22 protein-coding genes are annotated in these 25,145 nt (G+C 73.6%); 6 read left to right on the top strand and 16 right to left on the bottom strand.

All coding sequences use genetic code 11. The annotated features are described in order from the left end of the window. Positions 1-11 precede the first annotated feature (11 nt). From FH609_RS00170 to FH609_RS00160, 3 genes are read right to left on the bottom strand one after another with little or no spacing between them, the layout of a single operon-like run. A complete protein-coding gene (locus FH609_RS00170) occupies positions 12-953 on the bottom strand; it encodes a hydroxymethylglutaryl-CoA lyase (RefSeq protein ID WP_139665844.1) in 942 nt (313 codons plus the stop codon). Next, positions 953-3,121 carry an acetyl/propionyl/methylcrotonyl-CoA carboxylase subunit alpha gene (locus tag FH609_RS00165; protein WP_139665845.1) on the bottom strand — a complete coding sequence of 723 codons (2,169 nt, stop codon included), beginning with the start codon at positions 3,119-3,121 and terminating at the stop codon, positions 953-955. Before FH609_RS00165 ends, FH609_RS00170 begins: the two co-directional genes overlap by 1 nt. A gap of 13 nt (positions 3,122-3,134) precedes the next feature. Beyond that, positions 3,135-4,751: a carboxyl transferase domain-containing protein gene (locus FH609_RS00160; RefSeq protein ID WP_139665846.1), complete on the bottom strand. Its 1,617-nt coding sequence runs from the start codon at positions 4,749-4,751 to the stop codon at positions 3,135-3,137. 46 nt (positions 4,752-4,797) lie between these two features. On the opposite strand from FH609_RS00160, the gene FH609_RS00155 reads away from it, so the two are divergent. Further along, positions 4,798-5,433 carry a TetR/AcrR family transcriptional regulator gene (locus tag FH609_RS00155; protein WP_139665847.1) on the top strand — a complete coding sequence of 212 codons (636 nt, stop codon included), beginning with the start codon at positions 4,798-4,800 and terminating at the stop codon, positions 5,431-5,433. A 690-nt stretch (positions 5,434-6,123) separates the two neighbouring features. On the opposite strand, the gene FH609_RS00150 is transcribed toward FH609_RS00155, so the two are convergent. After that, positions 6,124-7,785 (bottom strand): sel1 repeat family protein, encoded by a 1,662-nt coding sequence (locus FH609_RS00150; RefSeq protein WP_405378811.1) that lies wholly within the window; start codon positions 7,783-7,785, stop codon positions 6,124-6,126. A gap of 386 nt (positions 7,786-8,171) precedes the next feature. Next, positions 8,172-11,126 (bottom strand): UPF0182 family protein, encoded by a 2,955-nt coding sequence (locus tag FH609_RS00145; protein WP_193317766.1) that lies wholly within the window; start codon positions 11,124-11,126, stop codon positions 8,172-8,174. Positions 11,127-11,262: 136 nt separating this feature from the next. Between FH609_RS00145 and FH609_RS00140 the strand changes: the two genes are divergently transcribed. Continuing rightward, positions 11,263-11,826: a PPA1309 family protein gene (locus FH609_RS00140; RefSeq protein WP_139665849.1), complete on the top strand. Its 564-nt coding sequence runs from the start codon at positions 11,263-11,265 to the stop codon at positions 11,824-11,826. An 87-nt stretch (positions 11,827-11,913) separates the two neighbouring features. On the opposite strand, the gene FH609_RS00135 is transcribed toward FH609_RS00140, so the two are convergent. The 4 genes from FH609_RS00135 to FH609_RS00125 form a co-directional block, all read right to left on the bottom strand. Continuing rightward, positions 11,914-13,008, bottom strand: coding sequence for a PDZ domain-containing protein (locus tag FH609_RS00135; RefSeq protein WP_139665850.1), 1,095 nt, complete (start codon positions 13,006-13,008; stop codon positions 11,914-11,916). A gap of 25 nt (positions 13,009-13,033) precedes the next feature. Continuing rightward, positions 13,034-13,207, bottom strand: a complete 174-nt coding sequence (locus FH609_RS30725; RefSeq protein ID WP_193317758.1) for a hypothetical protein — start codon at positions 13,205-13,207, stop codon at positions 13,034-13,036. Positions 13,208-13,270: 63 nt separating this feature from the next. Next, a complete protein-coding gene (locus tag FH609_RS00130) occupies positions 13,271-13,756 on the bottom strand; it encodes a molybdenum cofactor biosynthesis protein MoaE (RefSeq protein ID WP_139665851.1) in 486 nt (161 codons plus the stop codon). 28 nt (positions 13,757-13,784) lie between these two features. Continuing rightward, on the bottom strand, positions 13,785-14,942 hold the full coding sequence (locus tag FH609_RS00125) for an SDR family oxidoreductase (RefSeq protein ID WP_139665852.1): 1,158 nt from the start codon (positions 14,940-14,942) through the stop codon (positions 13,785-13,787). Between the two features lie 145 nt (positions 14,943-15,087). Between FH609_RS00125 and FH609_RS00120 the strand changes: the two genes are divergently transcribed. Both FH609_RS00120 and FH609_RS00115 read left to right on the top strand, forming a co-directional pair. Then, positions 15,088-16,566: a zinc-dependent metalloprotease gene (locus tag FH609_RS00120; RefSeq protein WP_139665853.1), complete on the top strand. Its 1,479-nt coding sequence runs from the start codon at positions 15,088-15,090 to the stop codon at positions 16,564-16,566. Beyond that, positions 16,563-17,090: an NUDIX hydrolase gene (locus FH609_RS00115; protein WP_139665854.1), complete on the top strand. Its 528-nt coding sequence runs from the start codon at positions 16,563-16,565 to the stop codon at positions 17,088-17,090. The genes FH609_RS00120 and FH609_RS00115 overlap by 4 nt, the downstream gene beginning before the upstream one ends. 49 nt (positions 17,091-17,139) lie before the next feature. Here FH609_RS00115 and FH609_RS00110 read toward each other — a convergent pair whose 3' ends face one another. From FH609_RS00110 to FH609_RS00095, 4 genes are all read right to left on the bottom strand, one after another. Continuing rightward, positions 17,140-17,889, bottom strand: a complete 750-nt coding sequence (locus FH609_RS00110; protein WP_139665855.1) for an AIM24 family protein — start codon at positions 17,887-17,889, stop codon at positions 17,140-17,142. A gap of 15 nt (positions 17,890-17,904) precedes the next feature. Beyond that, the gene (locus FH609_RS00105; RefSeq protein ID WP_139665856.1) at positions 17,905-18,591 is read right to left on the bottom strand and encodes an AIM24 family protein; all 687 of its coding nucleotides are present in this window, start codon (positions 18,589-18,591) and stop codon (positions 17,905-17,907) included. Between the two features lie 12 nt (positions 18,592-18,603). Then, on the bottom strand, positions 18,604-20,238 hold the full coding sequence (locus FH609_RS00100) for a TerD family protein (RefSeq protein ID WP_139665857.1): 1,635 nt from the start codon (positions 20,236-20,238) through the stop codon (positions 18,604-18,606). Positions 20,239-20,331: 93 nt separating this feature from the next. Next, the gene (locus tag FH609_RS00095) at positions 20,332-20,934 is read right to left on the bottom strand and encodes a M48 family metallopeptidase (RefSeq protein WP_139665858.1); all 603 of its coding nucleotides are present in this window, start codon (positions 20,932-20,934) and stop codon (positions 20,332-20,334) included. Between the two features lie 211 nt (positions 20,935-21,145). On the opposite strand from FH609_RS00095, the gene FH609_RS00090 reads away from it, so the two are divergent. Both FH609_RS00090 and FH609_RS00085 read left to right on the top strand, forming a co-directional pair. Next, positions 21,146-22,231, top strand: a complete 1,086-nt coding sequence (locus FH609_RS00090) for a ThiF family adenylyltransferase (protein ID WP_139665859.1) — start codon at positions 21,146-21,148, stop codon at positions 22,229-22,231. Positions 22,232-22,281: 50 nt separating this feature from the next. Continuing rightward, positions 22,282-23,775: an ABC1 kinase family protein gene (locus FH609_RS00085; RefSeq protein ID WP_139665860.1), complete on the top strand. Its 1,494-nt coding sequence runs from the start codon at positions 22,282-22,284 to the stop codon at positions 23,773-23,775. A gap of 89 nt (positions 23,776-23,864) precedes the next feature. On the opposite strand, the gene FH609_RS32350 is transcribed toward FH609_RS00085, so the two are convergent. From FH609_RS32350 to FH609_RS00070, 3 genes are all read right to left on the bottom strand, one after another. Then, on the bottom strand, positions 23,865-24,035 hold the full coding sequence (locus tag FH609_RS32350; protein WP_405378814.1) for a hypothetical protein: 171 nt from the start codon (positions 24,033-24,035) through the stop codon (positions 23,865-23,867). Between the two features lie 170 nt (positions 24,036-24,205). Further along, positions 24,206-24,556 (bottom strand): WhiB family transcriptional regulator, encoded by a 351-nt coding sequence (locus FH609_RS00075; RefSeq protein ID WP_122399379.1) that lies wholly within the window; start codon positions 24,554-24,556, stop codon positions 24,206-24,208. A gap of 127 nt (positions 24,557-24,683) precedes the next feature. Next, the gene (locus FH609_RS00070) at positions 24,684-25,001 is read right to left on the bottom strand and encodes a hypothetical protein (protein WP_139665862.1); all 318 of its coding nucleotides are present in this window, start codon (positions 24,999-25,001) and stop codon (positions 24,684-24,686) included. Between the last annotated feature and the right edge of the window lie 144 nt (positions 25,002-25,145).

The raw sequence follows: 25,145 nt of genomic DNA, 5'->3' as shown, positions 1-25,145 counted from the left end.
GGGGCTCCTTCTCAGGTCTCCTCGGGGGAGGGGTTCTCCTCGGGGGAGGGCGGTGCGAGCGCGGTGACCGTGCGCGAGGGGCTGGGTCGGCCCAGGCGTTCGGCGAGCCAGCGGCTGGTGGCGGCGAGGGCGTCGAGGTCGACGCCGGTCTCGACGCCCAGCCCGTTGAGCATCCACAGCAGGTCCTCGGTGGCGAGGTTGCCGGTGGCGGAGCGGGCGAACGGGCAGCCGCCGAGCCCGCCGGCCGAGGCGTCGACGGTGGTGACGCCGTGCTGGAGGGCGGTCAGGGTGTTGGCGAGGGCCTGGCCGTAGGTGTCGTGGAAGTGGACGGCGAGCCGGTCGGCGGTCAGCCCGGCCGCGTCCAGCGCGGCCAGCACCTCGACCACCTGGCCGGGCGTCGCGACGCCGATGGTGTCGCCCAGGCTCAGCTCGCCGCAGCCCAACTCGGCCAGCCGGCCGGCGACCTCGACCACCCGCGCGACGGGCACCCGGCCCTCCCACGGATCGCCGAAGCACATCGACAGATAGCCGCGCACCGGAACGCCGGCGGCGGTGGCCCGGGCCACCACGGGCGCGAACATGGCCAGCGACTCGTCGACCGTGCGGTTGAGGTTGGCCCGGGCGAACGACTCGGTGACCGAGGCGAAGACGGCGACCTCGCGGGCGCCCAGCTCCAGCGCCCGGTCCAGCCCGCGTTCGTTGGGCACCAGCACGGGAAGCCGCGCCGGCAGCTCGCGGACCAGCGGGAACAGCTCGGCGGCGTCGGCGAGTTGGGGCACCCAGCGCGGGTGCACGAAGCTGGTGACCTCGACGGTGTCCAGCCCGGCGGCGACCAGCCGGCGCACCAGTTCGGCCTTGACCTCGACGGGGACCAGCGCCGACTCGTTCTGGAGGCCGTCCCTCGGGCCCACCTCGTGGACGCGGACCCGGGCCGGCAGCGTGTCGAGCGCCATCAGGACTCCCCGCCCGCCTCTGGGGTGACCACGGCGAGAACCTGGTCCATCGCCACGGTGTCGCCGGGCGCGACCTCCAGCGCGGTGAGGGTGCCGGCGTGCGGGGCGACGATCGGGTGTTCCATCTTCATCGCCTCCACCACCAGCAGGCTCTGCCCGGCCGCCACCGCGTCGCCGACGGCCGCCTTGACGACGGTGACGGTGCCCGGCATGGGCGCGGTCAGCGATTCGGCGCCCGGCTCCTTCGTGCCGCCCCGTGAGACCACCGGGTCGTGGTCGAGCAGCCGCCAGGCGTCGCCGTCCAGCCCCAGCCAACGGCCGCCCGGCACGGGGGCGTGCGTCACCCGCAGCACGCGCCCCGCGTACTCCAGGCGCGCGTCGCGCTCGCCAACAGACAGCAGCCGGGCGGGCGTTCCACGTTCCTCACCGGCCGCCGTCCCGGTCCCGGTATCCGTCCCGGTCCCGGTATCCGTCCCGGTCCCGGTATCCGTCCCGGTCCCGGTATCCGTCCCGGTCCCGGTATCCGCCCCGGCCTCCGTCCCGCTCCCGGCGGGCCCCTCGATCCGGACCTCGCCCTCCGCGACCCACACCGTCACCGGCTCGGCGCCGGCGGCCCGCAGCCGGTGCGGGACGGGCGCGGGCCGGCCGCCCAGCCGCCAGCCGGACGGCACGGCGAACGGGTCGAGCCAGCCGTCGGGCCCCGGCGTCGGCGTCAGTTCGGCCTGGCGCAGCAGCGCGGCCGCCGCGTACACCGCGTCGGGCACGCCCGCCGGCAGCAGCTGGGCCGCCTCCGCGTCGACCAGCCCGGTGTGCAGGTCGCCCGAGCGCACCCGGGGATGGTCCAACAGGGCGCGCAGAAAGGCCGTGTTGGTGTCGACGCCCAGCACCGTCGTGCGGCCCAGCGCGGCCCGCAGCCGGCGCAGCGCGGTCGGCCGGTCCGGGCCGTGCGCCACGACCTTGGCCAGCAGCGGGTCGTAGTGCGCGCCGACCTCGGTGCCGGCGGCGATGCCCGAGTCCACCCGGACGCCCTCGCCGGACGGCTCCTCGACCAGCAGCACGGGCCCCGTGGACGGCAGGAAGTCCACCCGGCGCTCGCCGTCCGCCTCGGTCAGCCGCGCGGTCTCGGCGCAGAGCCGGGCCTCCACGGCGTGCCCGGTGAACGCGATCTCGTCCTGGTCGAACGGGAGTTCCTCGCCGGCGGCGATCCGCAGCTGCCACTCCACCAGGTCGAGTCCCGTGACCAGCTCGGTCACCGGGTGCTCCACCTGGAGCCTGGTGTTCATCTCCATGAAGTAGTGCTCGCCGCCGACCCCGTGCCCGGCCACGATGAACTCCACCGTGCCCGCGCCCCGGTAGCCGCACGTCTCGGCCGCCCGGACGGCGGCGCGGCCCATCGCGGCCCGCGTCGCCTCGTCCAGCAGCGGGCTGGGCGCCTCCTCGACGATCTTCTGGTGGCGCCGTTGCAGGGAGCACTCGCGCTCCCCCAGGTACAGCACCCGGCCGGCGCCGTCGGCCAGCACCTGTACCTCGATGTGGCGCGGCCGGTCGACCCACCGCTCGACGAGCAGCGTGTCGTCGCCGAACGCGGAACGGGCGGTGCGCCGGGCCGCCTCGATCTCCTCGGGCAGCCGCGCAGCGTCCCGCACCAGCCGCATCCCCTTGCCGCCCCCGCCGGCCGACGGCTTGAGCAGCACCGGCATCCCCAACTCGCGGGCCACCGCGAGCAGATCCTCGCCATGCCCGCCCGGCACCACCGGGACGCCGGCCGCCGCGACGGCCTCCTTGGCGCGGATCTTGTCACCCATCACCTCGATCGCCTCGGCCGGCGGGCCGACGAAGACCAGCCCGGCGTCCGTGACCGCCCGGGCGAACGCGGCGTTCTCGGCGAGGAAGCCATAGCCCGGGTGCACGGCGCCGGCGCCGGTGCGCTCGGCCGCCGCCAGCAGGCGCTCGACGTGCAGATAGCTCTCGACGGCCGGCGCCGGGCCCAGCCGGACGGCCACGTCGGCCTCCGCGACATGGCGGGCTCCGGCGTCGGCGTCGCTGTGCACGGCGACCGAGGTGAGGCCCATCCGGCGCAGGGTGCGGATGATCCGCACCGCGATCTCGCCCCGGTTGGCCACCAGCACCGTGTCAAAGCCCGTGCCCCCGCTGCCCGTTGCGGTCATCGGCTCCCCTCCCCTACATCCGGAAGACGCCGAAGCCGGCGTCGCTCAGCGGGGCGTTGGCGCAGGCCGTCAGCGCCAGGCCCAGCACCGTGCGGGTCTCCAGCGGGTCGATCACGCCGTCGTCCCAGAGCCGGGCGGTGGCGTAGTAGGCGTCGCCCTGCGCCTCGTACCGCTCCCTGATCGGCGCGCGGAACGCCTCCTCGTCCTCGGCCGGCCACTCCACGCCGGCGGCGGCCAGCTGGTCCCGCCGGACGGTGGCCAGCACGGCGGCGGCCTGCTCGCCGCCCATCACCGAGATCTTGGCGCCCGGCCACATCCACAGGAAGCGGGGCGAGTAGGCCCGGCCGCACATCGAGTAGTTGCCGGCGCCGTAGGAGCCGCCGATCACCACGGTCAGCTTGGGCACCCGGGCGCAGGCGACGGCGGTGACCATCTTGGCGCCGTGCTTGGCGATCCCGCCCGCCTCGTAGGCGCGGCCGACCATGAAGCCCGCGATGTTCTGGAGGAACAGCAGCGGGATGCCACGTTGGTCGCAGAGCTGCACGAAGTGCGCGCCCTTCTGCGCCGACTCGGAGAACAGGATGCCGTTGTTGGCCACCACGCCCACCGGGTGGCCGTGGAGCCGCGCGAACCCGGTGACCAGCGTCGTCCCGAACTCCGCCTTGAACTCCTGGAACCGCGAGCCGTCCACCAGCCGGGCGATCACCTCCCGCACGTCGTACGGGGTGCGCGGGTCGGCCGGCACCACGCCGTAGAGCCCGGCCGGGTCCAGGGCCGGCGGCTCGACGGGCTCGACCGACCAGGGCAACGGGCCGCGCCCGGGCAGCGTGGCGACGATGGTCCGCACGGTGCGCAGCGCGTCGGCGTCGTCCTCCGCGAGGTGGTCGGTCACCCCCGAGGCGCGGGCGTGCACCTCGCCGCCGCCCAGCTCCTCGGCGGTGACCTCCTCCCCGGTGGCCGCCTTCACCAGCGGTGGCCCGCCGAGGAAGATCGTGCCCTGACCGCGCACGATGACCGCCTCGTCGCTCATCGCGGGAACGTAGGCGCCCCCCGCCGTACAGGAACCGAGCACGGCGGCGATCTGCGGGATGCCCTCGGCGGACATCCGGGCCTGGTGGTAGAAGATCCGGCCGAAGTGGTCGCGGTCGGGGAAGACCTCGTCCTGCATCGGGAGGAACGCGCCGCCGGAGTCCACCAGATAGACGCAGGGGAGGCGGTTCTCGCGGGCGACCTCCTGGGCGCGCAGATGCTTCTTGACCGTCAGCGGGAAGTAGGTGCCGCCCTTCACGGTCGCGTCGTTGGCGACGACCATGACCTCGCGACCGCTGACCCGGCCGATGCCGGCGATAACCCCGGCGGCCGGGGCCTGGCCCTCGTAGAGGCCGTGCGCGGCCAGCGGGGCGAGTTCGAGGAACGGGGAGCCGGGGTCGAGGAGCGTGTCCACCCGGTCGCGGGGCAGCAGCTTGCCCCGGGCGAGGTGGCGGGCGCGGGCCCGCTCGCCGCCGCCGAGCCGGGCGGCGGCCAGGGTCTCGCGGAGCCGGGCGGCGCGCTCGCGGTGGACGGCCTCGTTGGCGCGGTACGCCTCGGAGGCGGGATCGGCGGTGCTGCTCAGCGTCGTTGCCTGCCGCATACCCGTTAGGTTAACGCTCGCTAACCGCCATGTCTACAATAGCTTTATGAGCGCGCACGAGCCGTCCGGCTCATCAACCTCCTCACCGCCCGCAGGGCTCTCGCGTCGCGAGCAGATCCTGCGGGAGGCCTCCAGGCTCTTCGCCGCGCACGGTTTCCACGGCGTGGGCGTCGACGAGATCGGCGCGGCGGTGGGCATCAGCGGCCCGGCGCTCTACCGCCACTTCGCCGGCAAGGACGCGATGCTCACCGAACTGCTGGTCGGCATCTCCACCCGACTGAGGGACGGCGGTCAGCAGCGGGTCGCCGAGGCGGCGGAGGCCGGCGAGCCGGCCAGCGCGGCGCTGGAGGCGCTGGTCGCCGGGCACATCGACTTCGCCCTCGACGACCGGGACCTGATCACCCTGCACGACCGCGAACTGGACCGCCTGCCGGCGGACGACCGCCGACGGGTGCGTCAACTCCAGCGGCAGTACGTCGAGTTGTGGGTGGAGACGCTGCGCGGGGTGCACCCCTCGCTGGCCCCGGAACGGGCGCGCGCCGCCGTGCACGCGGTCTTCGGCCTGCTGAACTCCACCCGCCGCCTGTCCCGCCCCACCGCCCTCCCCGACCGCGAGGAGACGGCCCAACTCCTGCACCGCATGGCGCTGGCCGCCTTCACGGAGGCGGCACGGCGCGGGTGACGGGACCGGCGGCCCTGGGGGCCGCCGGGCGCGCGGCGCGCGCGCCGGGGGCGGCGAGCGCCGATCCACGCACGGCTCGCGCCGCGCCGACCCGACGGCCGGTGGAATGCGCGGGTTCGCGCGACACCGACGGGGGCATAGGCGGGCCCGGCACGGCCGACGAGTTACCTGGGCGAGGCGACTTCGGCGGACAACGGGCCGGTGCCGGACCGGAGCGGCCGAGCGGCTCCCGGGAAGCTCAACCACCGGCAGGCACCGGGCCATGCCGGCCGGGCCGGTGCCGGACCGGCGTGGCGGTCGGGTGCCGGAGGGTCGGGTAGCCATCGGCGGCCACCCAGCCCGTGCCAACGAGCCGACCACACACGCGACACGACCTCGACTCCGCCCCCGGCCGGCCAGGCCAGGCCAGGCCACCCGAGTGCGCCGGCGACACCGCCCCGAGCGTTCGGCGGACCGTTCACGACCACGGAACCACCGACCGGCCGCCCGGCCGCGTTCCTCACGGAACGCGACGGGGCGAACGCCAACTCGCCGGCGGCGGGCCGGAATCCATCACTCGAACGAGCGACCCGACTCTGCCCACGCACCACCCCCGACACCCCCGCCGGGGCGCCGGCCGCGCCGGCGCCCCGCGCCGGCGCTCCCGAGACGCTCAGGCCGTCAGGCCGCCACCCGTCAGGCCGCCACCCGTCAGGCCGTCAGCTCCTGCGCCAGCGCATCGCGCAGCCTGGCCGCGCGTTCGGCCACCTCGGCGGGGCCCAGCTCCATCGCGCGGGTGCACCAGTCCCCGCCCTCGGCCAAGTCCCCGTGGCGCGAGGCCAGCAGCGCCAGCCGCAGCGCCGCCCGGCCGTGCCCGGCCTCGGCCGCCCTGCGCCACCACAGCGCCGCCTCCGGCTCGCTGCCCTCGCGGGCCAGCAGCAGCCCGAGGTTGAACGCGCCGTTGCGGCTGCCGGCCTCGGCCGCCTCGCGGTACCAGCGGGCCGCCGTGACCACGTCGTCCCGCCCGGCCGCGCACATGCCACAACGCACCTGCGCGCGACGGTGCCCGGCCTCCGCCGCCCGCTCGTACCAGCGCTCGTACTCCGCCGGCCCCTCGCCCTGCTCCGCCGCCTCGCCGTACCGCTCCAGCAGCACGGCCAGCCGGAAGGCGCCCTCGACGCTGCCGCCCTCGGCGGCCTGCCGCAGCCACCGCTCCGCGAGCCGCTGCTCGGCGTCGCCGGTGCCCGACCGCAGCAGCCCGACGGCGAGTTGCAGCGCGGCCTCCGCGTGCCCGGCCTCGGCCGCCCTGCGGTACCACCGCGTGGCGGCCTCCTCCTGGCCACGCCCGGCGTACAGGATGCCCAGGTTGAACGAGGCGTCCACGCTGCCCGCCTCGGCCGCCTTGGAGAACCACGGCTCGGCGCCGTCCGCGTCGCCGCGCTGCAACAGCAGCACCGCGAGCGCGTTGGCCGCCTCGCGGTGGCCCGCGTAGGCCGCCCTGCGGTACCACTGCTCGGCCTGGGCGGTGCGGCCCTGACCGGCGCTCAACAGGGCCAGGTTGAAGGCCCCGTTGATGTCGCCGGCCTCGACCGCCGCCCGGTACCAGCGCTGCGCCTCCTGCCGCTCGCCGCGCCGCGCGTGCAGCGCGCCCAGCGCGTTGGCGGCGGGCCCGTCGCCGTCCCTGGCGGCGCTCCGCCACCAGGTCTCGGCGCCGGCCTCGTCGCCGGAGTCGCGCAGCAGGAAGCCGAGCGCGCTGGCGGCCCGCGCCTCGCCGGCCTCCGCCGCCTCCAGGTACCAGCGCCCGGCCTCGACCGTCTCGCCGCGCCGCTCCAGCAGCGCGCCGAGCCGCAGCGCCGCCCGCCGGTGGCCGCGCGCCGCGGCCTGCCGGAACCAGGGCTCGGCCGCCGACTCGTCACGGCCCGCCAGCACGCAGGCGTGCCGGTAGGCGCCCTCGCGGTGGCCGCGCTCGGCGGCGGCCAGGAACCAGCGCGCCGCCTCCGCGTTCCCCCGGTGGTCCAGCAGGTCCGCGAGGGCGTAGGCGCCGGAGGCGTGGCCGGACTCGGCGGCCTGGCGCAGCCAGAACTCGGCCGTCACCTCGTCGCCACGCTCCCGGCAGTAGCGCCCCAGCGCGTGCGCGGCGGGTGCGGAACCGGCCACCGCCGCGATCCGCCACCACTCCGCAGCCTCCTGGGAACGACCGGACTGGTGCAGCAGAACACCCAGGTTGTTGGCCGCCGACCGCTCGCCGTCCGCCGCCGCCTCCCGCAGCGGCCCCTCGGCCCCGTCCAGGTCCCCGAGGCGCAGCAGCCGCGCGCCCTCCCGAGCGGCGGCTCGACTGCTCTCGAACCTCGCCTTGTCCCCCATAAGGTCCATAGTCGCACCACCCGAAACCTGCGTACACCTGGTATACCGCAGCCAGTGAAGTCACTTCAGCGGTTTGTCGACTTCCCGATATGGATACACCCAAACACCTGCGGCGGTGGGGAGTTACCGAGAATCGTCACGCAGTATGGCCCCTGGCACCGACATCGCCGGTCACGGCAACGGCCGGGCAACCGCCGAACACACGCCCAGGGTTGACGCAGCCTCGGTTTCCGCGACGCCCCGCGCCCCCACGCCCCGGGGGCGTGCGCCCCGCCCCCGAGTTGGCCGGAAACGGCCGGGAAGCCCCCGGGAAAACGCGGGAGCCCGGCGCCGCACCACGGCGCCGGGCCCCCCGGGTCGCTCACCCGGGGACGTGTTCAACGTCCCCTTCCGGACTAGGAGTTGGCGTCAGGAGAGCCCTCCTCGTCGGGCGGGGTCTCCTCCTCCTCGTTGCGCGCCGGGTCCTGGTCCTCCATCTGCGCGAGGGCCTCCTCCAGGCGTGCCTGGGCCTCGCCGAAGGCCTCCCAGTCGCCGTCCTGGAGCGCCTGTTCGCTGTCCTCCCAGGCCTGCTGGGCCTCCGCGATGGCCTCCTGGAGGGTGGCCTCGCCGTCCGGCGGCTGCTCCTCCTCACCCTCTTCGGGGGGTGGTGTCTCCTCGGGGTCCTCACCGGATTCGGTGACACCGAAGACGACGTCCAGGGCGTCCTCAAGGGTGTCCTCGAAGGCCGTGCGCTCGCCGTAGGTCACCAGCACCCGCCGCAGCAGCGGGTAGTTGGTGCCGGCGCCGCGCACATAGACCGGTTCGACGTAGAGCAGGCCGCCCTCCAGGGGCACGGTGAGCAGGTTGCCGTACTCGACCTCGGAGTCGCCTCTGGAGAGCAGGTTGATGCTCTCGGCGATCTCGGGATCGGAGTTGAACCGGCTCTGCACCTGTTGTGGACCCCAGACCGTCGTGTTGGACGGCAGGGTCAGGATTCTCATCGTGCCGTAGTCGTCGCTTCTGGCGTCCGCCTCCACCGCCATGTACGCGGCCAGGGTGTCGCGGTTGAGCGGGGTGAACGTGGTCGTCAGCGAGAAGACCTGCTCGTCCTGGTCCGGCATCCGCATACTCAGGTAGTACGGCGGCACCGACTGCCCCTGGTGCGTCGGGTCGTCGGGCACCGCCCACCGCTCCGAACCGCTGTAGAACTGGCCGGCGTTGTCCACGTGGTACCGCTGGAGCAGGTCGCGCTGGACCTTGAACAGGTCCTGCGGGTACCGCAGGTGGTCCAGCAGCTCGTCGCTGATCTCCTCGCGGTCCAGCACGGTGCCGGGGAACGCGCTCCGCCAGGTCTTGAGCACCGGGTCCTCGGTGTCCCACTCGTAGAGCACGACCTCGCCCGAGTAGGCGTCGACCGTCGCCTTGACCGAGTTCCTGATGTAGTTGACGTTGTTCTCCTGGGCGATGACCTCGCCCTGGTTCTCCGTCAACGAGGTCTCGGTGACGTCCCCGAGCGTGGTGCGCGAGGAGTACGGATAGCCGTTGGTCGTGGTGTAGGCGTCGACGATCCACTGGATGCGGCCGTCGACCACCGCCGGGTACGGGTCGCCGTCGATGGTCAGCCAGGGCGCCACCGCCTCGACCCGCTCCTTGGGCGTGCGGTTGTAGAGGATGCGGGAACCCTCGCCGATCGCGCCCGAGTAGAGGATCTGCGGCTCGCCCAGGGTCAGCGCGTAGGCGGCGCGGTTGAAGTAGTTGTCCAGGTTGACCCCGGCGTCGCCGGAGTAGCTGTACTCGACCTCGCCGTCCTCGCCCGCGTAGTCGATCTCCTGCTGCGGGCCGCCGACGATCGAGTACTGGGTGGTGTACTCGCCGAAGTAGACGCGCGGCTCGTAGTCGCCCAGGTCGCCCTCGGGCGGCAGGTCGCGCTCCAGGAAGTCCGGCTGGCCGTTGGACTGGATGTCCGTGCCGCTCGCGGCCACCATGCCGAAGCCGTGGGTGTACCGGAAGTGGTCGTTGATCCAGTTCCGTTCGGGAGCGTTGTTGACGTTCATCTCCCGGAGGCCGACCACGGTGTCCCGCTCCGACTCGTCGATCGAGTAGCGGTCGACGTCCAGGGTCGGGGAGAACTGGTAGTAGCCACGGACCTGCTGGATCTGCTGGAACGCGGGCGAGACCACGCTCGGGTCCAGCAGCCGGATGCTGGCGGTCTCGGAGACCGAGTTCCGCAGCTCCTCCGCGTCCGCCTCGCTGGTGCCCGAGTAGTCCTCGACCTGTGCGTCCGCGATGTCGTAGGCCTGGGTGGTCGACTCCATGTGTTTCTGGATGTACGGAGTCTCCTTGGCCTGCTCGTTCGGCTTGACCTGGAACTGCTGCACCAGCGCCGGGTAGACGCCGCCGATCAGCACCGCCGAGAGGACCATCAGGCCCAGGCCGATGACCGGCAGCTGCCAGCCCCTGCGCCACAGGGTGGCGAAGAACAGCACCGCGCAGATCGCCGCGATGATCGCGAGGATCGTCTTCGCGGGCAGATAGGCGTTGGCGTCGACGTACCGCAGGCCCGTCCAGCCCTCGTTGTCGCGGAAGTCGCCGCTCTTGAGCGCCAGCCCGTAGCGGTCGAACCAGTAGGCGACCGACTTGAGCGCCACGAACAGGCCGACCAGCACGGAGAGATGGCCGGTGGCCGACGAGGTGATCCGGCTGCCGGGGGTGGTCAGCCGGATGCCGCCGTAGAGGTAGTGGGTGAGCGCGGCGGCCAGCGTGGACAGCACCACGACGGCGAAGCCGAAGCCCAGCAGGAAGCGGTAGAAGGGGTAGTCGAACGCGAAGAACGCCACGTCCCGGTTGAACTGCGGGTCGGTGACGCCGAACGACTCACCGTTGATCCACTGAAGCCAGGTGCGCCACTGGCTGGAGGCCGAGCCTCCGGCGATCAGCCCGATCACCACCGAGACCGCCAGCACCACCCACTTCTTGAAGGGGGCGATGCTCATGCGGTAGCGGTCCAGGTTCTGCTGCTCCATGGACATCGCGCTCAGCGGCGGCCGAAGCCGGTGCGCCAGCCAGATGTTGAAGCCGACCGCGACCGCCATCAGCAGGCCGAAGATGGCGAACATCGTGGCCCTGGTCAGCATCTGGGTGCGGTAGACGCTGGTGTAGTCCACCGAGCGGTACCACAGCCAGTCCGTCCAGAACCCCGCGAACATGGCGAAGAGGATGGCCAACGCGGCCAGGATCGCCGCTGTGATCAGCAGGGTCCTTGCGCCTCGGGACGGGCGCCCGACGCTGAACCGTGGCCCTCCCGGGCCTCTCGGTCCTCTGGGTCCGTTCGGACCGTTGGGGCGGCCCGAGCCCGAGCCCCGGTCCGGCATCTGGAAAGCCAAGGTGCGCACCTCAAAGATTCGCGGGATCTGAAGCCGGGCCAGTCCACAGAACGGCCCACTGAACTAACTTACTCAACCTTTACTCGGTTCCCGTTTTCGGGGTGTGAGACGGCACGATATGCCCATGGACAACAATCGCCCCGACGTACCCGCCACTCCCCCGCTGGCGGCCGACCCGCTCACCAGGACGGTCCTGGAGATCGACTCCTATGCCGCCGGGTTGGGCTGGGACCGCCCGGCACAGCTGTTCGCGCTGGTGGACACCGTGCGGCTGCGCGCCGAGGAGCCCGGCCTCGCCGAGCGACTCGACCTGGGCGAGTCGGCGGGCGAGGGGCTGACCCCGGTGGAGCAGGACGAACTGCCGCCCGACGTACCGCTCGACGAGTTCCTCGCGACCATCGCCTGGCCCGACGCGGTGGCCGGCTGCGCCATGACCGTGGAGCGGCTGATGCTGCCGCCCTCGGCCGAACGCGCCGTCCCCGAGGGGCTGGACGAGGGCCAGCTGAACCGCTGGGTCGCCGAGCACCCCGAACGCCGGGAGGTCCGGCTGACGGTGGCCGTGCTGCGCGACGGGCGGCGGGAGTCGGCGGTGCGGCTGCGCGAGAAGGACAGCGAGACCGACGTGCTCACGGGGCCCGACCTGGTGCCGGGACTCGCCGAGGCGCTCGCGGCCACCTTCGCCGACTGACGCAGGGCCGGGCCCGACCCACGGGCCCGTTCCGCCCGACGCACCGGGGAACGGGGCGACGCCAACCGGGTCGCCGGGGCCGAGCCGCTATCCGGCGGCCTGGCACTCCGGCAGCGCGTCGGTGTCGCCCCCGCGTATGAGCCGCAGCGCCTCCAGGGCGTCGTCCAGGGTGTCGACCTCGACCAGGGTCAGCCCGTCCGGCACGTGCTCGGCGGCGGTCGCGCAGTTGTCGCTCGGCGTCAGGAAGAACTCGGCGCCGGCCTCCCGGGCGGCGATGATCTTCATCGAGACGCCGCCGATCGGCCCGACGTCGCCCTCGTTGTCGATGGTCCCCGTGCCGGCGACGAACTCGCCGCCGGTCAGGTCGTCCTCGGTGAGCCGGTCCATCAGGCCCAGCGCGAACATCAGCCCCGCGCTCGGGCCTCCCACGTCGGCCAGCTTGATGTCGACCTCGAACGGCAGCGAGTACGCCAGGCCGGCCTGGATGCCGACGATGGCCCGCTGGTCGTCGGGCGCCTCGGCGGTGGTGACCGTGATCTCCTCGGTCTCGTCCGGGAGTTGGCCCCCGCCGTTCATGGCCTCCTCGGCCTGCTCGGCCGGCACCACGCTGAACACCACGTCCTCGCCCGGCTGGTGCCGGGTGACCAGCTCGGCCACCTGCCCCGGCTCGGTGACCGGGGTGCCGTCCACGGCGATGATCGCGTCCCCCGCGTGCAGCCGGTCCTGCGCCGGGCTGTCCTCCACCACGGCGGCCACCACGGTCTGCTCGGGAACGTCGTAGCCCAGCTCGCGCAGCGCCACCACCTTGGCGCTCTCCTGGGACTGGGTGAACTCCTCCGCGTTCCGCTCCTCCACCTGGTCCGCCGAGACGTCCTCCGGGTAGAGCGTGTCGTGCGGCACCACGGCGCGGTCGTCGGCGAGCCAGCCGTGCATCGCCTCCAGCAGGTTCATCCGGTAGTTGATGCCGGTGACCCGGACCGTCGTCATGTTGAGGTGGCCGCTGGCCTCGAAGGTCTCCTCGCCCTCCACGGTGAGCACCGGCTCGCCCTCGTGCTCGCCGAGGGTGTTCACCGTGGGGCCCGGGGACATCTCCGAGTAGGGCACCTGGATCAGCACCCCGGCGCAGAGCATCCCGATCAGCAACAGAACCGATGTCAGCAGAGTCGCGGTGCGGCGTGGCATGGCTTGACAGTACGTGACGGCACTGTCATCCGTCGGCCGGGGCCCGTTCCATCGCGGCCCGGAAGGCCTCGTACCCCCGCACCCCCACGCTGTCGCGCACGTTCCGCGCCCCGTTGCCACGACGGGTGGCCCAGGCGCTCCATATGCCGGCCACCACGCCGCCGGCGACCGGGATCAACAACCAGACGAGAACAGCCATCTCCTACCTCCCACCTGCGCCGACCACGGCGTCGTCACTCCAACGCTCGGCCGGGTCCGCGAGTTACGCAACCGGAGCCGTCGGCGCCGAACAGCCGACGCCGGCCCCCACCCATTCCTCGCTGCCGTCGGCGAACCGCTGGTGCTTCCAGATCGGCACCCGCCGCTTGAGGTCGTCGATCAGCCGCCGCGAGGCGGCGAACGCCTCCCCGCGATGGGCCGCCGACACGGCCACCACCACCGCGAGGTCGCCCACCGCGAGCCGGCCCAGCCGGTGCGTGGCGGCCAGCGCGCAGCCGGGGAACTCCGCGACGACGTCGGCGGCGACCCGGCGCAGCTCGGCCTCGGCGGTCGGATGCGCCGAGTACTCCAACGAGGTGACGGCGGCGCGGTCCGCTCCCTCGACGGTGGGCCCGTCGTGGTCGCGCACGCTGCCCACGAAGAGGACCGTGCCACCGGCGGCGTCGTCCGCCACCGCCCGGTGGACCTCGTCGACCGACAGCGGCGTCTCGCGCAGCGCCAGGAGCCGGATGGGGTCGTCGCTCGTCATGGCCCCATGATCCCCCATGGCCCCGCGCTCATCTGCGGCGGGCCCTGCGGGCGCGGCGCACCAGCGCGGCGGTGCCCACCAGGGCCACGGTGGCGCCGGCGGCGCCCAGCGTCGTCGCCGCGTCCTTGCGGCCGAGGCGCCGCCCGACGACGGTGTGCCGGCCGGCCACCTCGGCCAGCAGCTCGGCGAGCACCTCCTCGTTGCTCCACGTCGGCCGCCAACCCGCCTCGTAGAGGCGGCTGCCGCTGACGACCCAGGGGTGCATGGTGTACGCGAGGTCGCCGGCGGGCGAGGGCGTCAGGCCCAGCCGGTGCAGCCGGGTGGCGGCGCCGAGCGCGACGGAGGGCGGCAGCTCCATGCGGCGGATGCCGGACAGCTCCTCCACCTCCTCCTGCTCCAGCCAGCCGTCGCAGCCCACCGCCAGCTCCCCGTCGACCTTTTCGAGCACCGCGTACTCCAACGCGCTGACCAGGTCGTCGACATGGCAGAACTGCCAGCGGGGGCGGGAGCCGGCCACCACCAGCAGCCGGGGCGACTCGAAGTAGCGGGTGAGGGCGGTGTCGGTGCCGCCGACGAGCACGGCGGGGCGCAGCACCGTGACGTTGAGCCCCGGGTGTGCGCGGGGCGCGCGCTGGGCGAGGCGTTCGATCTCCAACAGGTCGCCCACGCAGGTCGCGTCCTCGGTGGCGCGCAGCTCGGCGTCCTCGGCGAGCGGGACGTCGTTGTCCGGCAGGGCGCCGTAGACCATGGCCGAGGTGCACAGCACCACCCGGCGCACGCCGGCGGCAGCGGCGGCGGTGAGCACGGTCTGGGTGCCGCGCACGTTGAACGCGGTACGGGCGGCCGGGTCGCTCTCGACGTCCAGGTCGAGCGCCAGGTGCACCAGGACGTCGACCGGCGCGTGCGACGGCTCGGTCTCGCCGGCGTCCTCGGCGTCCCTGGTGGCGCCCGAGGTGCGCAGCAGGTCGGCGATGGCGGGATCGCGGACGTCCAGGGTGTGCCACTCCGCGCCCCCGGCCTCGCCGAGCCGCTCGTCCAGCGCGAGCACCCGCCGGATGTCCGGCGAGTCCAGCAGCCGCTCGGTGAGGCGGGCGCCCAGCCCTCCGGCCGCACCGGTCACCGCGACGGTCAGGGGGGCGGTTGGTCCGTTTCGCGGTGCGCGAACGGCTGGTTCCGGGGAACTCACAGGACCTCTCCAGCGGTTGTTCCAGTACGACGTGCGCACGCCCATCCTGCCTGAGAGGTGTCTAGGCTTGGGGCACAGACCAGCGAATGCCCGGCGCGTCCGCTTCCGTTTCGACGACGTCCGATGACAAGACCCGAGGATTCCCGTGAGTGACTTTCCATTCGGATTCGGCCTCCCGCAGGAGCCGGAGGACGGCGAATCCGGCAAGAACAGGGGCGGTGGCCAGGGGCCGGCCGACAATCCTCTGGCGGCGTTGTTCGGCGCCGGCGGGATGAACGCGCAGGACCTGGGCGCGGCCTTCCAGCAGCTGGGCCAGCTGCTGTCCAACGACAGCGGCCCGGTCAACTGGGAGCTGGCACAGAACGTGGCGCGGCAGACGGTCGCGCAGGGCGCGCCGGACGGTTCGAAGGACCGCTCGGTGAGCACGGCGGAGGCCGAGCAGGTGCGGGAGGCCGTGCGGCTGGCCGACCTGTGGCTGGACGGCGTGACCTCGCTGCCGTCCGGGGCCTCGTCCACGGTGGCCTGGAGCCGCGCCGAGTGGGTGGAGGCGACGCTCCCGGTCTGGCGTGAGCTGGTCGACCCGGTGGCCGAGCGGGTCGGGGCGGCGATGAGCGAGGTGCTGCCCGAGGAGATGCGGGCCATGGCGGGGCCGCTGATGGGCGTGATGCGCTCCATGGGCGGCGCGATGTTCGGCACCCAGATCGGCCAGGCCGTCGGCGTGTTGGCGAGCGAGGTCGTCGGCTCCACGGATGTCGGGCTGCCGCTGGGCCCGGCGGGCCGGGCGGCGCTGCTGCCGCAGAACGTGACGGCCCTGGGCGAGGGTCTGGGGGTGCCCCAGGACGAGGTCCGGCTGTATCTGGCGCTGCGGGAGGCCGCGCACCAGCGGCTGTTCGCGCATGTGCCGTGGCTGCGCTCGCACCTGTTCGGCGCGGTGGACGGCTATGCCCGGGGCATCCAGGTGGACACGGACAAGCTGGAGGGGCTCGTCGGGCAGATCGACCCGAGCCGGCCGGAGGAGCTTCAGGAGAAGCTTCAGCAGGGCCTGTTCGAGCCGGAGGACACCCCGGAGCAGAAGGCCGCGCTGGCCCGGTTGGAGACGGCGCTGGCGCTGGTCGAGGGCTGGGTGGACGCGGTGGTGCACGCGGCGGCCGAGCCGCATCTGCCGTCGGCCTCCGCGCTGCGGGAGACGCTGCGGCGGCGGCGCGCCTCGGGTGGGCCGGCCGAGCAGACCTTCGCGACGCTGATCGGCCTTGAGCTGCGGCCCCGGCGGCTGCGGGACGCGGCCCGGCTGTGGGCCTCGTTGACGGACGCCAGGGGCACCCAGGGGCGGGACGCCCTGTGGACCCATCCGGACATGCTGCCCACGGCCGAGGACCTGGACGACCCGGACGGCTTCGTCCACCGCGAACAGCTGGACTTCTCCGAGTTGGACCGGCTGTTGGGCGAGGCGGCCGACGGCTCCGAAGGGCCGGCCGGCGGCGGTGAGGCCCCGCGCCTGGCCAAGGAGGACCGGGGCGAGGGCGGCGCCAGGGGCGACGGCGGCAACGACGGCAACGGCGACGGCCGGGACGACGACGGCCGGGACGGGCGGGGCCGCGACGGCGAGGGCGGCCGGGCCGGGTGAGCGCCCTGCGCGAGGACGCCGCCCGGGTGTTGTCGGACTGGGCGGCGCCGGACGCCGGGCAGGACGCGCTCCGCCGGGAGTACGCCGCGCATCTGGCGGCGCACCCGGACGGCATGTGGCAGAGCTGCGCGGCCGGGCATCTGACGGCGAGCGCCCTGGTGGTGGACGCGGCCGGGGGCCGGGTGCTGCTGACCCTGCACCGCAAGCTCCGCCGCTGGCTCCAGACCGGCGGGCACTGCGAGCCGGACGACGCCACGCTGGCGATCGCCGCGCTGCGCGAGGCGACCGAGGAGTCGGGCATCGAGGGGCTGCGGCTGCTGCCGGCGCCGGTCCGGCTCGACCGGCACGACACCCCGTGCGCGCCCCATCTCGACGTGCAGTACGCCGCGTTGGCCCCGGCCGGGGCCACGCCAGTGATCAGCGAGGAGTCCGTCGACCTGCGGTGGTTCGACTTCGCCGAGGCGGAGGCGCTGCCCGACGCTTCGGTGCGGCGGCTGGTGGCCGGGACGCGCGCGCTGCTCTGAGCGCGGCGCGTGCCCCGGCGCACCGTTCAACAACAGCCGGCTCGGGTGGTCAGCGCGGGCCCCAGGCCCCGCCCTGGCCGAGGCCGGGCCCCTGGCCCTGCTGGAACTGCAACCGCTGCCCGAACGAGGTCTGTTGGGGCGGCAGCAGCTCGCTGGGCTGCACCACCACATGCCCGTCGCCCATGAAGTTCAGCTCCCAGCCCTCGCCGGTGGTGCCCCGGCGGCGCCAGATGGACTTGCTGCTGGTCTGCGCCTGCATCTGCACCCGCAGCGAGGAGGACCACGCCACCACGGCGTCGGCGTCCACGCTGCACACCTGCTGCGGGGTCACCCGCAGCACCAGCGGGCTGCCCGAGGTGGTGATGGCGACCTTGCCCTGCCCGGTGATCAGGGTGTTGTAGGCGCCGACGCCGGGGATGCCGTGCTGGCTCTCCACCGACACGACGTCCCAGTGCAGATGGGGGTCCATGGCCAGCACATAGCCGCTGTCCACGGTGAGGCCCTCGTGGTCGACGTCGAGGATGTGGACGTGCTGGGCCAGGTTGGCCAGATAGACCACGCCCTGCCCGAAGCAGCGCATCAGCGGCAGCACCTCGCCGGTCATCCGCTGGGTGTGCCGCTGCCGGTGCGACTGGTACTCGCCGTCGAACTCCACCATCCCCTCGAACGCCACCATGCTGCCGGACCTGGCGACGACCTCCTCCCCCTGGGAGAGGTTGACGCGGAGCATGTGGAGGCCCTGGAGGGTGAAGTGCTCCTGCGTCTGGGTGGCCGCGTTGTTGAAGATCGGACTCAGCATCTCGCCGCTCCCCCGTCAGTTCTGTGCGCCGGAAAGGCGCTCGGTGCTGTCCTCGCTGGGCTGCACGATCACGAAGCCCTGTCCGGAGAAGCCGAGTTGGTAGGCCTCGCCGCTGCCCCTGCCGATCAGCGAGGAGGCCTTGAAGCTGCGCTTGCCCCGCACCTCCAGGCCGGTGGACCAGGCGACCAGCGCGTCCGGGTCCACATAGGTCTCGCCGCCGGCGGCGCCGCAGTCCACCACCACGGGGATGCCCCGGCTGGTGATGGCGACCCAGCCGGTGCCGGAGATGCCCAGGTTGAACAAGCCCTGGCCGGCGAACTTGGCTATGCCCTTGACCCGTTGCACGCCCCAGTCCAGATGGGCGTCGAGGGCGAGGACGTTGGTGGCGTTGACCGAGATGTTCTCCCCGTTCAACGGGAGGCACACCACGTTGGCGCCGTAGTCGGCGAGGAAGAGCTGGCCGTCGCCGTGGCAGCGCATCAGGGGGACGTTCTCCCCGGTCAGCCGCCCGGCGACCGCGCGGCCGAGGGCGGAGGGGTTCGACTCGTACTGCACATAGCCCTCGTAGGCCACCATCGATCCGGCCCTCGCCAGGAGGTCCTGCCCGGTGCGCATCGCGACCCTGGCCATGGTCGGGCCGTGGTTCTCCATGCGCGCCGTGGGCGCGGCCGGGACATGGCTCGTGGTCATCCGCTGGTCCATCACCGGCTCCTGTCAGATCTCGTAGGGCTGGACGATCACGAAGTTCCCCGGGGCGCCGCGGAACTGGAGCTGGGTGCTCTCCCCCGTGTCGCCGGGGAACGCCTGCCGCCGCAGCCGCACCTGGTTGGCGACCAGCACCTGGGCGCCGGCCGACCAGGCGACCAGCGCGTTGGCGTCGGCGAAGGTCATGGCGGTGACGGGCATGACCAGCGGCTCGCCGTGGGTGGTGAGCACCAGCGTGCCGTGGCCGGAGAACTGGAGCGCGAAGAGGCTGCCGCCCGGCAGCCCGTGGCCGTCGATCCGGCGCACGTCGTAGTCGAGCGACTCGTCGAACGCGAGGACCCGCTGGGAGGAGACGCATATCGCGTCGCCCTGGAGCTCGACGGGGAAGAGCCGGGTGGCGTCCTCGGCGAGGTAGACCCGGCCGCTGCCGGTGCAGCGCATCAGCGAGGGGAAGCCCTCGCCGGTGGCGTTGGCGACCATCCGGCGCTTGAAGCCGCCGCCCTTGAAGCCGAACTCGACCTCGCCCTCGTAGAGCACCATCGCGCCCTGTCTGGCCATCACCGGCTGGCCGTCCAGGCCCAGGTCGGCGCGGACCAGCTGCGGGTTCTGGAGGCTCCAGCGCTGCCCGCCGGCGGCGGCGGCCTGGTACTTGTCGAGGACGCTGGCCAGGCTGCCGGTCCCCTGGGGGATCGGCTGGGTCGCGGAAGGGCCGGGCTGCGGCGGGACCTGGCCGAACTGGGGCTGGGGCGGCGCCTGGGGCGGCGCGGCCGGCTGTTGACCGAACGGTGGCGGGGACGGCGCCTGCGGTGGCGCGGCCGCGGGCTGGCCGAACGGCGCGGCCGGCTGCGGCGGTTGACCGGGCGGCTGCCCGAACTGCGGCGCGGGCGGCGCCGGCTGCGCGGGGGCGGGCGGCGACGCGGGGCTCGGGGCGGGCGCGGGTGGCGCGGCGGCCGCCGGGGCCGGTGCGGGCTGCTGGGCGGCGGGGGCCGGGGCCGGCGGGGCGCCGCCGCCGGGCGGCGGCGCGAACGCCGGGGGTGCGGCGGCCGCCCCGCCGGGCGGGGCGAAGCCGGGCGCGGCGCCCTGCGGCTCCGGCTCGGGGGCGGCGTCCTCGGCGTCCTCCTCGACCTCGCCGCCGAAGTGCCGCAGCAGCGCGGCCAGTCCGCCGTCGAAGCCCTGCCCCACGGCGGCGAACCGCCACCCGTCCTTGCGGTAGAAGTCCCCGATCATCAGCGCGCGTTCGGTGGTGAAGGCGGAGCCGTCGAAGGAGTAGCGGGCGACCTCCTCGCCGCCGGCGACGATCCGCAGATAGCCGGGCGCCGCCTGGGACATCGTCCCCTCACCGTCGATGGTGGCGGTGAACGCCAGCCGGTCGATGGACGGCGGGACCTTGTCCAACGTGATCCGGAACGACTCCGTGTCCCCGGCCTGGGCGCCGAGCAGCTGGAGCGACCCCTCGGGCGAGGCGGGTTGGTTGTAGAAGACGAAGTACCGGTCGTCCGAGAGCTGTTCGGCCGCGTCCAGGCCGAAACAGCTGATGTCGAAGACCATCCCCGGCCCCGAGACCTGGACCCCGACATAGAGATCCGTGCCCAGGGTCAGATCGGTGAGCCGGGCCTTCTGGCCGCGCTTGAATTGCGTCACCATCGGTAACGACCGTCCCCCATCCGCTAGCTGCACATCCGGCATCGCCAGACTAGCCAATGCCACGGACAGTGGTCGCTTCTCGGTCGGTCCCGGTCAGTCCCGTTGCGGGCAGGGACTGTGCGGCAGCCGCTCGGCGGCGACGACGCCCTCCAGGAAGCCGCGGGCCCGCTCCGTGCGCGGGTAGCGCTCCAACAGCGCCCAGAAGCCCGGGCCGTGACCGGGCACCAGCAGATGGGCCAGCTCGTGCAGCAGCACGTAGTCGATCACGTACTCGGGCATTCCCTGGAGTCGGTGGGAGAGCCTGATGGTGCCGAGCGCCGGCGTGCAGGAGCCCCAGCGGGCGTTCTGGTTCGTGACCCAGCGCACGCTGTCCGGCCGCGCGCGCCCCTCGAAGTACCGCTCCGACAGCTCCCGGGCGCGGCGGAAGAGGTCCTCGTCGTCGAGCAGCCGCCGCTCCTCCTGGGCGGCCAGCTTCTCCAGCATCACCCCCACCCAGCGGCGCTCCTCGTCGGCGGACATCCGGGCGGGGATCAGGACCACGGTGCGATCGGCCTCGCGGTAGGCCGATACCGTGCGACGACGCCGTGAGCTGCGGCGAACCTCGACGCGCTCCGGCTGCTCCCCGTCCAGCACCGGGCGGCCCACCGAGGGCGTGCGCTGCGGTGGGCCGGCGCTGTTCAGCGGGTCGGCGGACACATGCCGACGTTACCCGGTGCGAGCCGGATATGTCCTGCTCGTCGATCACCGGGTGGGGGGCGCCAAAAGTCAACCACCCACAGGTATGCACTATTTGTAATATTTTCTCGGCTTCCTGTGGATAACTTTCCGCATGTCCCGGTGCGTACCCAGCATGATGGGGCCCGACAGTGAGCCGAGGGCCCGCAGGGGCTCGAAGGGGGGCCATCCCATGCATCCGATGATCAAGCCGTCGCTGCGCCGAGGCTGGCGGGACCAGAAGACCGTCCGCTACGGAGTGACGCCCGCGCACTCCGTGCTGTTCGGCCCGCTGGACCCGGCGACGGAGAGCTTTCTCTCGCTGCTCGACGGGACGCGCGGCCTGCCCGCGCTGCGGGACGCGGCCGCCTCGCTCGGGCTGGGCGCCGAGGCGGCGGACCGGGTGACCAGCAAGCTGGCCGGTGCGGGCGTGCTCGACGACGCGACGGCCGAGCCCCAGGCCGCCGGGGAGATCACCGACGCCATGCGGCCGGACCTGGCGTCGCTCTCCCTGCTCCACTCGCGTCCCGGCGACGGGCTCCGCGCCTGGATGGCCCGCCGCACGGCCAGGGTGCTGGTCAGGGGCGCCGGCCGCGTCGGCGCCGCCGTCGCGGGCGCCCTCGCGCAGGCCGGCGTGGGCCGGGTCGAGGTGGCGGACGGCGGGCGGGTCGCGCTGACGGACACCTCGCACGGCGGTCTGCGGCCCGAGAGCGTGGGCGAGCGCAGGGCCTCGGCGGCCCAGGCCCTGGTCCGCTCGCTGTGCCCGTGGCGCCGGGTCCCGACGGAGGAGCGGCGCGGGCCGCGGCTGGTGATCATCGCGCCCAGGGACGGGCTGGCGGCCTATGTCCCCGATCCGAAGCGGGACGAGGAGCTGATGGCCAGCAGGACCCCGCACCTGTACGCGGGCGTGGTCGAGGCCACGGGCTTCGTCGGCCCGCTGGTGCTGCCCGGCACCACCGCCTGCGCCGGCTGCCTGCTGCGCACCCTCGGGGACTGGGAGCCGTCCTGGCCGATCCTGGTCTCCCAGTGGCGGAACGCCCGCAGCCCAGGGGTGCCCGCCTGCGACAGTGCCCTGGCCACCACCATCGCGGGGCTGACAGCCTGCGCCGCGCTCGCCTTCCTCGACGGGCACGCGAGCCTCCCCGCGCACAGCAGGACGGAGTACGTGCTGCCGGGCCCGACGCCCACCACCCAGACGTTCTCCCCACACCCGGAGTGCTCCTGCGGCGCCGCCCCCGCCGAGGCCCCGCGCCCCTCGACGCCGGCGGGTCCACAATGAACGGAAGACCTGGCGCGACGGCCGTACGCCTGCCGGGAGTTGGAGGGGACATGTCTGATCTACCTCGCAAGGCAGTGACCAGGACCGCGAAGCTGGCCACGCTGCCGTTGAGCTTCGCCGGCCGGGCGACCTGGGGACTGGGCAAGCGGATCGGCGGGCGGTCCGCCGAGCTGGTCGGGCAGGAGGTTCAGCAGCGCACCGCCCAGCAGTTGTTCTCCGTGCTGGGCGAGCTGAAGGGGGGCGCCATGAAGCTGGGCCAGGCGCTCTCGGTCTTCGAGTCGGCGCTGCCCGAGTCCGTCGCCGGCCCCTACCGGGCCGCACTCACCAAGCTCCAGGAGGCCGCCCCGCCGATGCCGGCGAGTTCGGTGGTGCGCGCCATGGCCGAGCGGCTCGGCGAGGACTGGCGCGAGCGCTTCGAGGAGTTCGACGAGCGCCCGGCGGCGGCCGCCTCCATCGGACAGGTGCACCGGGCCGTCTGGGCGGACGGCCGGGAGGTCGCTGTGAAGATCCAGTACCCGGGGGCCGGCGAGGCCCTGCTCTCCGACCTGACCCAACTGAGCCGCTTCGCCCGCGTGTTGGCGCCCTGGGCGCCGGGGCTGGAGATCAAGCCGCTGCTTGAGGAGATGCGGGACCGGGTGGCCGAGGAGCTGGACTACGCCCTGGAGGCGGACTCCCAGCGGATCTGCGCCGACGCCTTCCGGGGCGACCCCGACGTGGTGGTGCCCGAGGTGGTCTGCCAGCGGGACGGGCTGCTGATCACCGAGTGGCTGGAGGGCACCCCGCTCTCCGAGGTGATCGCCGAGGGCGAGCCGGCCGAGCGGGACCGCGCGGGTCAGCTGCTGGCGCGCTTCCTGTTCTCCGGCACCGCCCGCACGGGGCTGCTCCACGCGGACGCGCACCCGGGCAACTTCCGGCTGGTGCCTGTCGAGGGCGAGCCGGTGGAGCGCTGGCGGTTGGGCGTGCTGGACTTCGGCGCGGTCAACCGGCTGCCCGAGGGCCTGCCGCCGGCCATCGGCAGGGCGCTGCGGCTGTCGCTCGACGGCTCGGCCTCGGAGGTGTACGAGCAGCTGTGCGAGGAGGGCTTCGTCAAGGCGTCGATCGATCTGGACCCCGAGGAGGTGATGGACTACCTGCTGCCGATGACGGAGCCGGCTCGGGTGGCGGAGTTCACCTTCACCCGGGAGTGGCTGCGCACCCAGGCCGCGCGGATAGCCGATCCTCGGTCGTCGGCCCACCAGTTGGGGCGGCGCCTCAATCTGCCGCCGTCCTATCTGCTGATCCACCGGGTGACGCTGTCCACCATCGGCGTGCTCTGCCAGCTGAACGCGACGGTCAGACTGCGGGACGAACTGGTCGCCGGCCTGCCCGGCTTCGGGGACGCGGACCTCCCGGGGCCCAGGGAGGCGACCGGGTCCGAGGACCCGGCCCGGGACGAGGAGCCGGCCGGCGGCGGGACGTTGGCGGCGGAGCGGGCGGACGGGGTGGCGGACGACGCCGGGGAGCCCGGGGAGGAGCCGGCGGGTCCGGGGCGCGAGCGCACATGAGAGAACCGCCGGACGGCGCGCGGGCCGCGAGACGCGGCCCGGCCGTCCGGCGGTCGGATGGTGGGTTCAGTCGAGCGGGCGCCCGACGGTCACTGCATGACCGCCCGGGCCAGCGCCCGGCGGGCGCGCCGGGAGGCGCGCTCCGCTCGCCGCTGGAGCCGCTCGGACCGGCGGGCCTGGCGCTGGGCGTCGGCCAGCCTCCCGGCCATCCGGTGCGATGTGGCTTCCCTGGTGCGTTCTTCCATATGGGAACGCGCCATGGCTTCTGGGATGAGTTGCAACTTCCTGGTCCTGTTCTGTTCCTGTCGGGACTGACGTCGTCCGACGGGTCGGTGGCTGGGAGCCACCTCGGTGCGAGGGTCGATGGCGCGCAGCTGGTGGTGCCGTCGCGGCCCATAGGGGGCCGGTCGGCCGATGGTTCCGTGAGTGCTCATGCCGAGACCGGGTTCTTCCGGGGGCGGCCACGGGGCCGCTTCCTGGGCACGACCACGCCCTGGACGAACAGCTCGCCGCCCCAGACGCCCCAGGGCTCGCGGCGGTCCTTCGCGCCGGCCAGGCAGGCCTCGCGCAGCGGACAGGTCCGACAGAGGGACTTGGCGTACTCGACGTCGGCGGGCGACTCGGCGAAGAACACCTCGGGGTCGTACGAACGACAGGGCACGCTCTCGTCGAGGCGCTCAATGGCCTCGTCCAGCTCGTTCAGCGTGAACAGCGGGGTCACAGAAGTCTCCGGATCGGGTGGTGGGTTCAGGTCAGGTCGGGCGTACGGCGCGAGTGGCACGGTGTCGTCCTCGTGTCGTGTGAGTTGTCGAACCGCTCGACGGCTGCCGGGCGGCGGGGAAAGCAAAAGGGCCGCGAAACCCGGTGTGGGTTCCGCGGCCCCTGAGGTGCCGACCTGATCTCGCCGATCAGGTTGGATCACTCCAGGGATCGAGCCCGCGGAGGGCCCACATCGAGTGAAACTTGGTCCGCTGTCCGAAAATCCGGTGGCCGGCGCCGGCGAGATTGGCGTTGGCCGCGTAGGCGTCCACACCTGCGGCTGCCGCCACTACTGCCATCTCGGGCGCCGAAATCGTTCGCTCCTCGCGAGAGACACCCCTGGCGTCGGACTCCACGCGGGCAGACGGCACGCGCGGCAGGACGACCATGGACGGCAGGGCAGCGCAGAGCGCGGCGGAGCGGGCGACCACAGAACCGGTCACTTTGGTGTCAGTCGACACGATCACTGGAATCGCCTCCTTCGCGGCGTCTCAGGGGCGGCCTCTGCCAACCCGGGATGTTCTCTCAGTAGAGCATGGGACCGCAGGAAGGGAAACCCTCCCCGGGCGCCACGTGGAGCACGCTATGCGGATTCCTCGCGCGGACGCAAT

The sequence above is a fragment of the Streptomyces sp. 3MP-14 genome (assembly GCF_006334905.2).
Classification (GTDB): Bacteria; Actinomycetota; Actinomycetes; order Streptomycetales; family Streptomycetaceae; genus Streptomyces; species Streptomyces triticirhizae.
Note: the sequence above shows the minus strand (reverse complement) of the source record. Positions and strands in the feature narration are given on the sequence as shown.

Excerpts from the sequence above, each read along its gene's own strand:
- FH609_RS00170 (WP_139665844.1), bottom strand. The coding sequence starts at position 953 with ATGGCGCTCGACACGCTGCCGGCCCGGGTCCGCGTCCACGAGGTGGGC.
- FH609_RS00165 (WP_139665845.1), bottom strand. The coding sequence starts at position 3,121 with ATGACCGCAACGGGCAGCGGGGGCACGGGCTTTGACACGGTGCTGGTG.
- FH609_RS00160 (WP_139665846.1), bottom strand. The coding sequence starts at position 4,751 with ATGCGGCAGGCAACGACGCTGAGCAGCACCGCCGATCCCGCCTCCGAG.
- FH609_RS00155 (WP_139665847.1), top strand. The coding sequence starts at position 4,798 with ATGAGCGCGCACGAGCCGTCCGGCTCATCAACCTCCTCACCGCCCGCA.
- FH609_RS00150 (WP_405378811.1), bottom strand. The coding sequence starts at position 7,785 with ATGGACCTTATGGGGGACAAGGCGAGGTTCGAGAGCAGTCGAGCCGCC.
- FH609_RS00145 (WP_193317766.1), bottom strand. The coding sequence starts at position 11,126 with ATGCCGGACCGGGGCTCGGGCTCGGGCCGCCCCAACGGTCCGAACGGA.
- FH609_RS00140 (WP_139665849.1), top strand. The coding sequence starts at position 11,263 with ATGGACAACAATCGCCCCGACGTACCCGCCACTCCCCCGCTGGCGGCC.
- FH609_RS00135 (WP_139665850.1), bottom strand. The coding sequence starts at position 13,008 with ATGCCACGCCGCACCGCGACTCTGCTGACATCGGTTCTGTTGCTGATC.
- FH609_RS30725 (WP_193317758.1), bottom strand. The coding sequence starts at position 13,207 with ATGGCTGTTCTCGTCTGGTTGTTGATCCCGGTCGCCGGCGGCGTGGTG.
- FH609_RS00130 (WP_139665851.1), bottom strand. The coding sequence starts at position 13,756 with ATGACGAGCGACGACCCCATCCGGCTCCTGGCGCTGCGCGAGACGCCG.
- FH609_RS00110 (WP_139665855.1), bottom strand. The coding sequence starts at position 17,889 with ATGCTGAGTCCGATCTTCAACAACGCGGCCACCCAGACGCAGGAGCAC.
- FH609_RS00105 (WP_139665856.1), bottom strand. The coding sequence starts at position 18,591 with ATGGACCAGCGGATGACCACGAGCCATGTCCCGGCCGCGCCCACGGCG.
- FH609_RS00100 (WP_139665857.1), bottom strand. The coding sequence starts at position 20,238 with ATGGTGACGCAATTCAAGCGCGGCCAGAAGGCCCGGCTCACCGATCTG.
- FH609_RS00090 (WP_139665859.1), top strand. The coding sequence starts at position 21,146 with ATGCATCCGATGATCAAGCCGTCGCTGCGCCGAGGCTGGCGGGACCAG.
- FH609_RS00085 (WP_139665860.1), top strand. The coding sequence starts at position 22,282 with ATGTCTGATCTACCTCGCAAGGCAGTGACCAGGACCGCGAAGCTGGCC.
- FH609_RS32350 (WP_405378814.1), bottom strand. The coding sequence starts at position 24,035 with ATGGCGCGTTCCCATATGGAAGAACGCACCAGGGAAGCCACATCGCAC.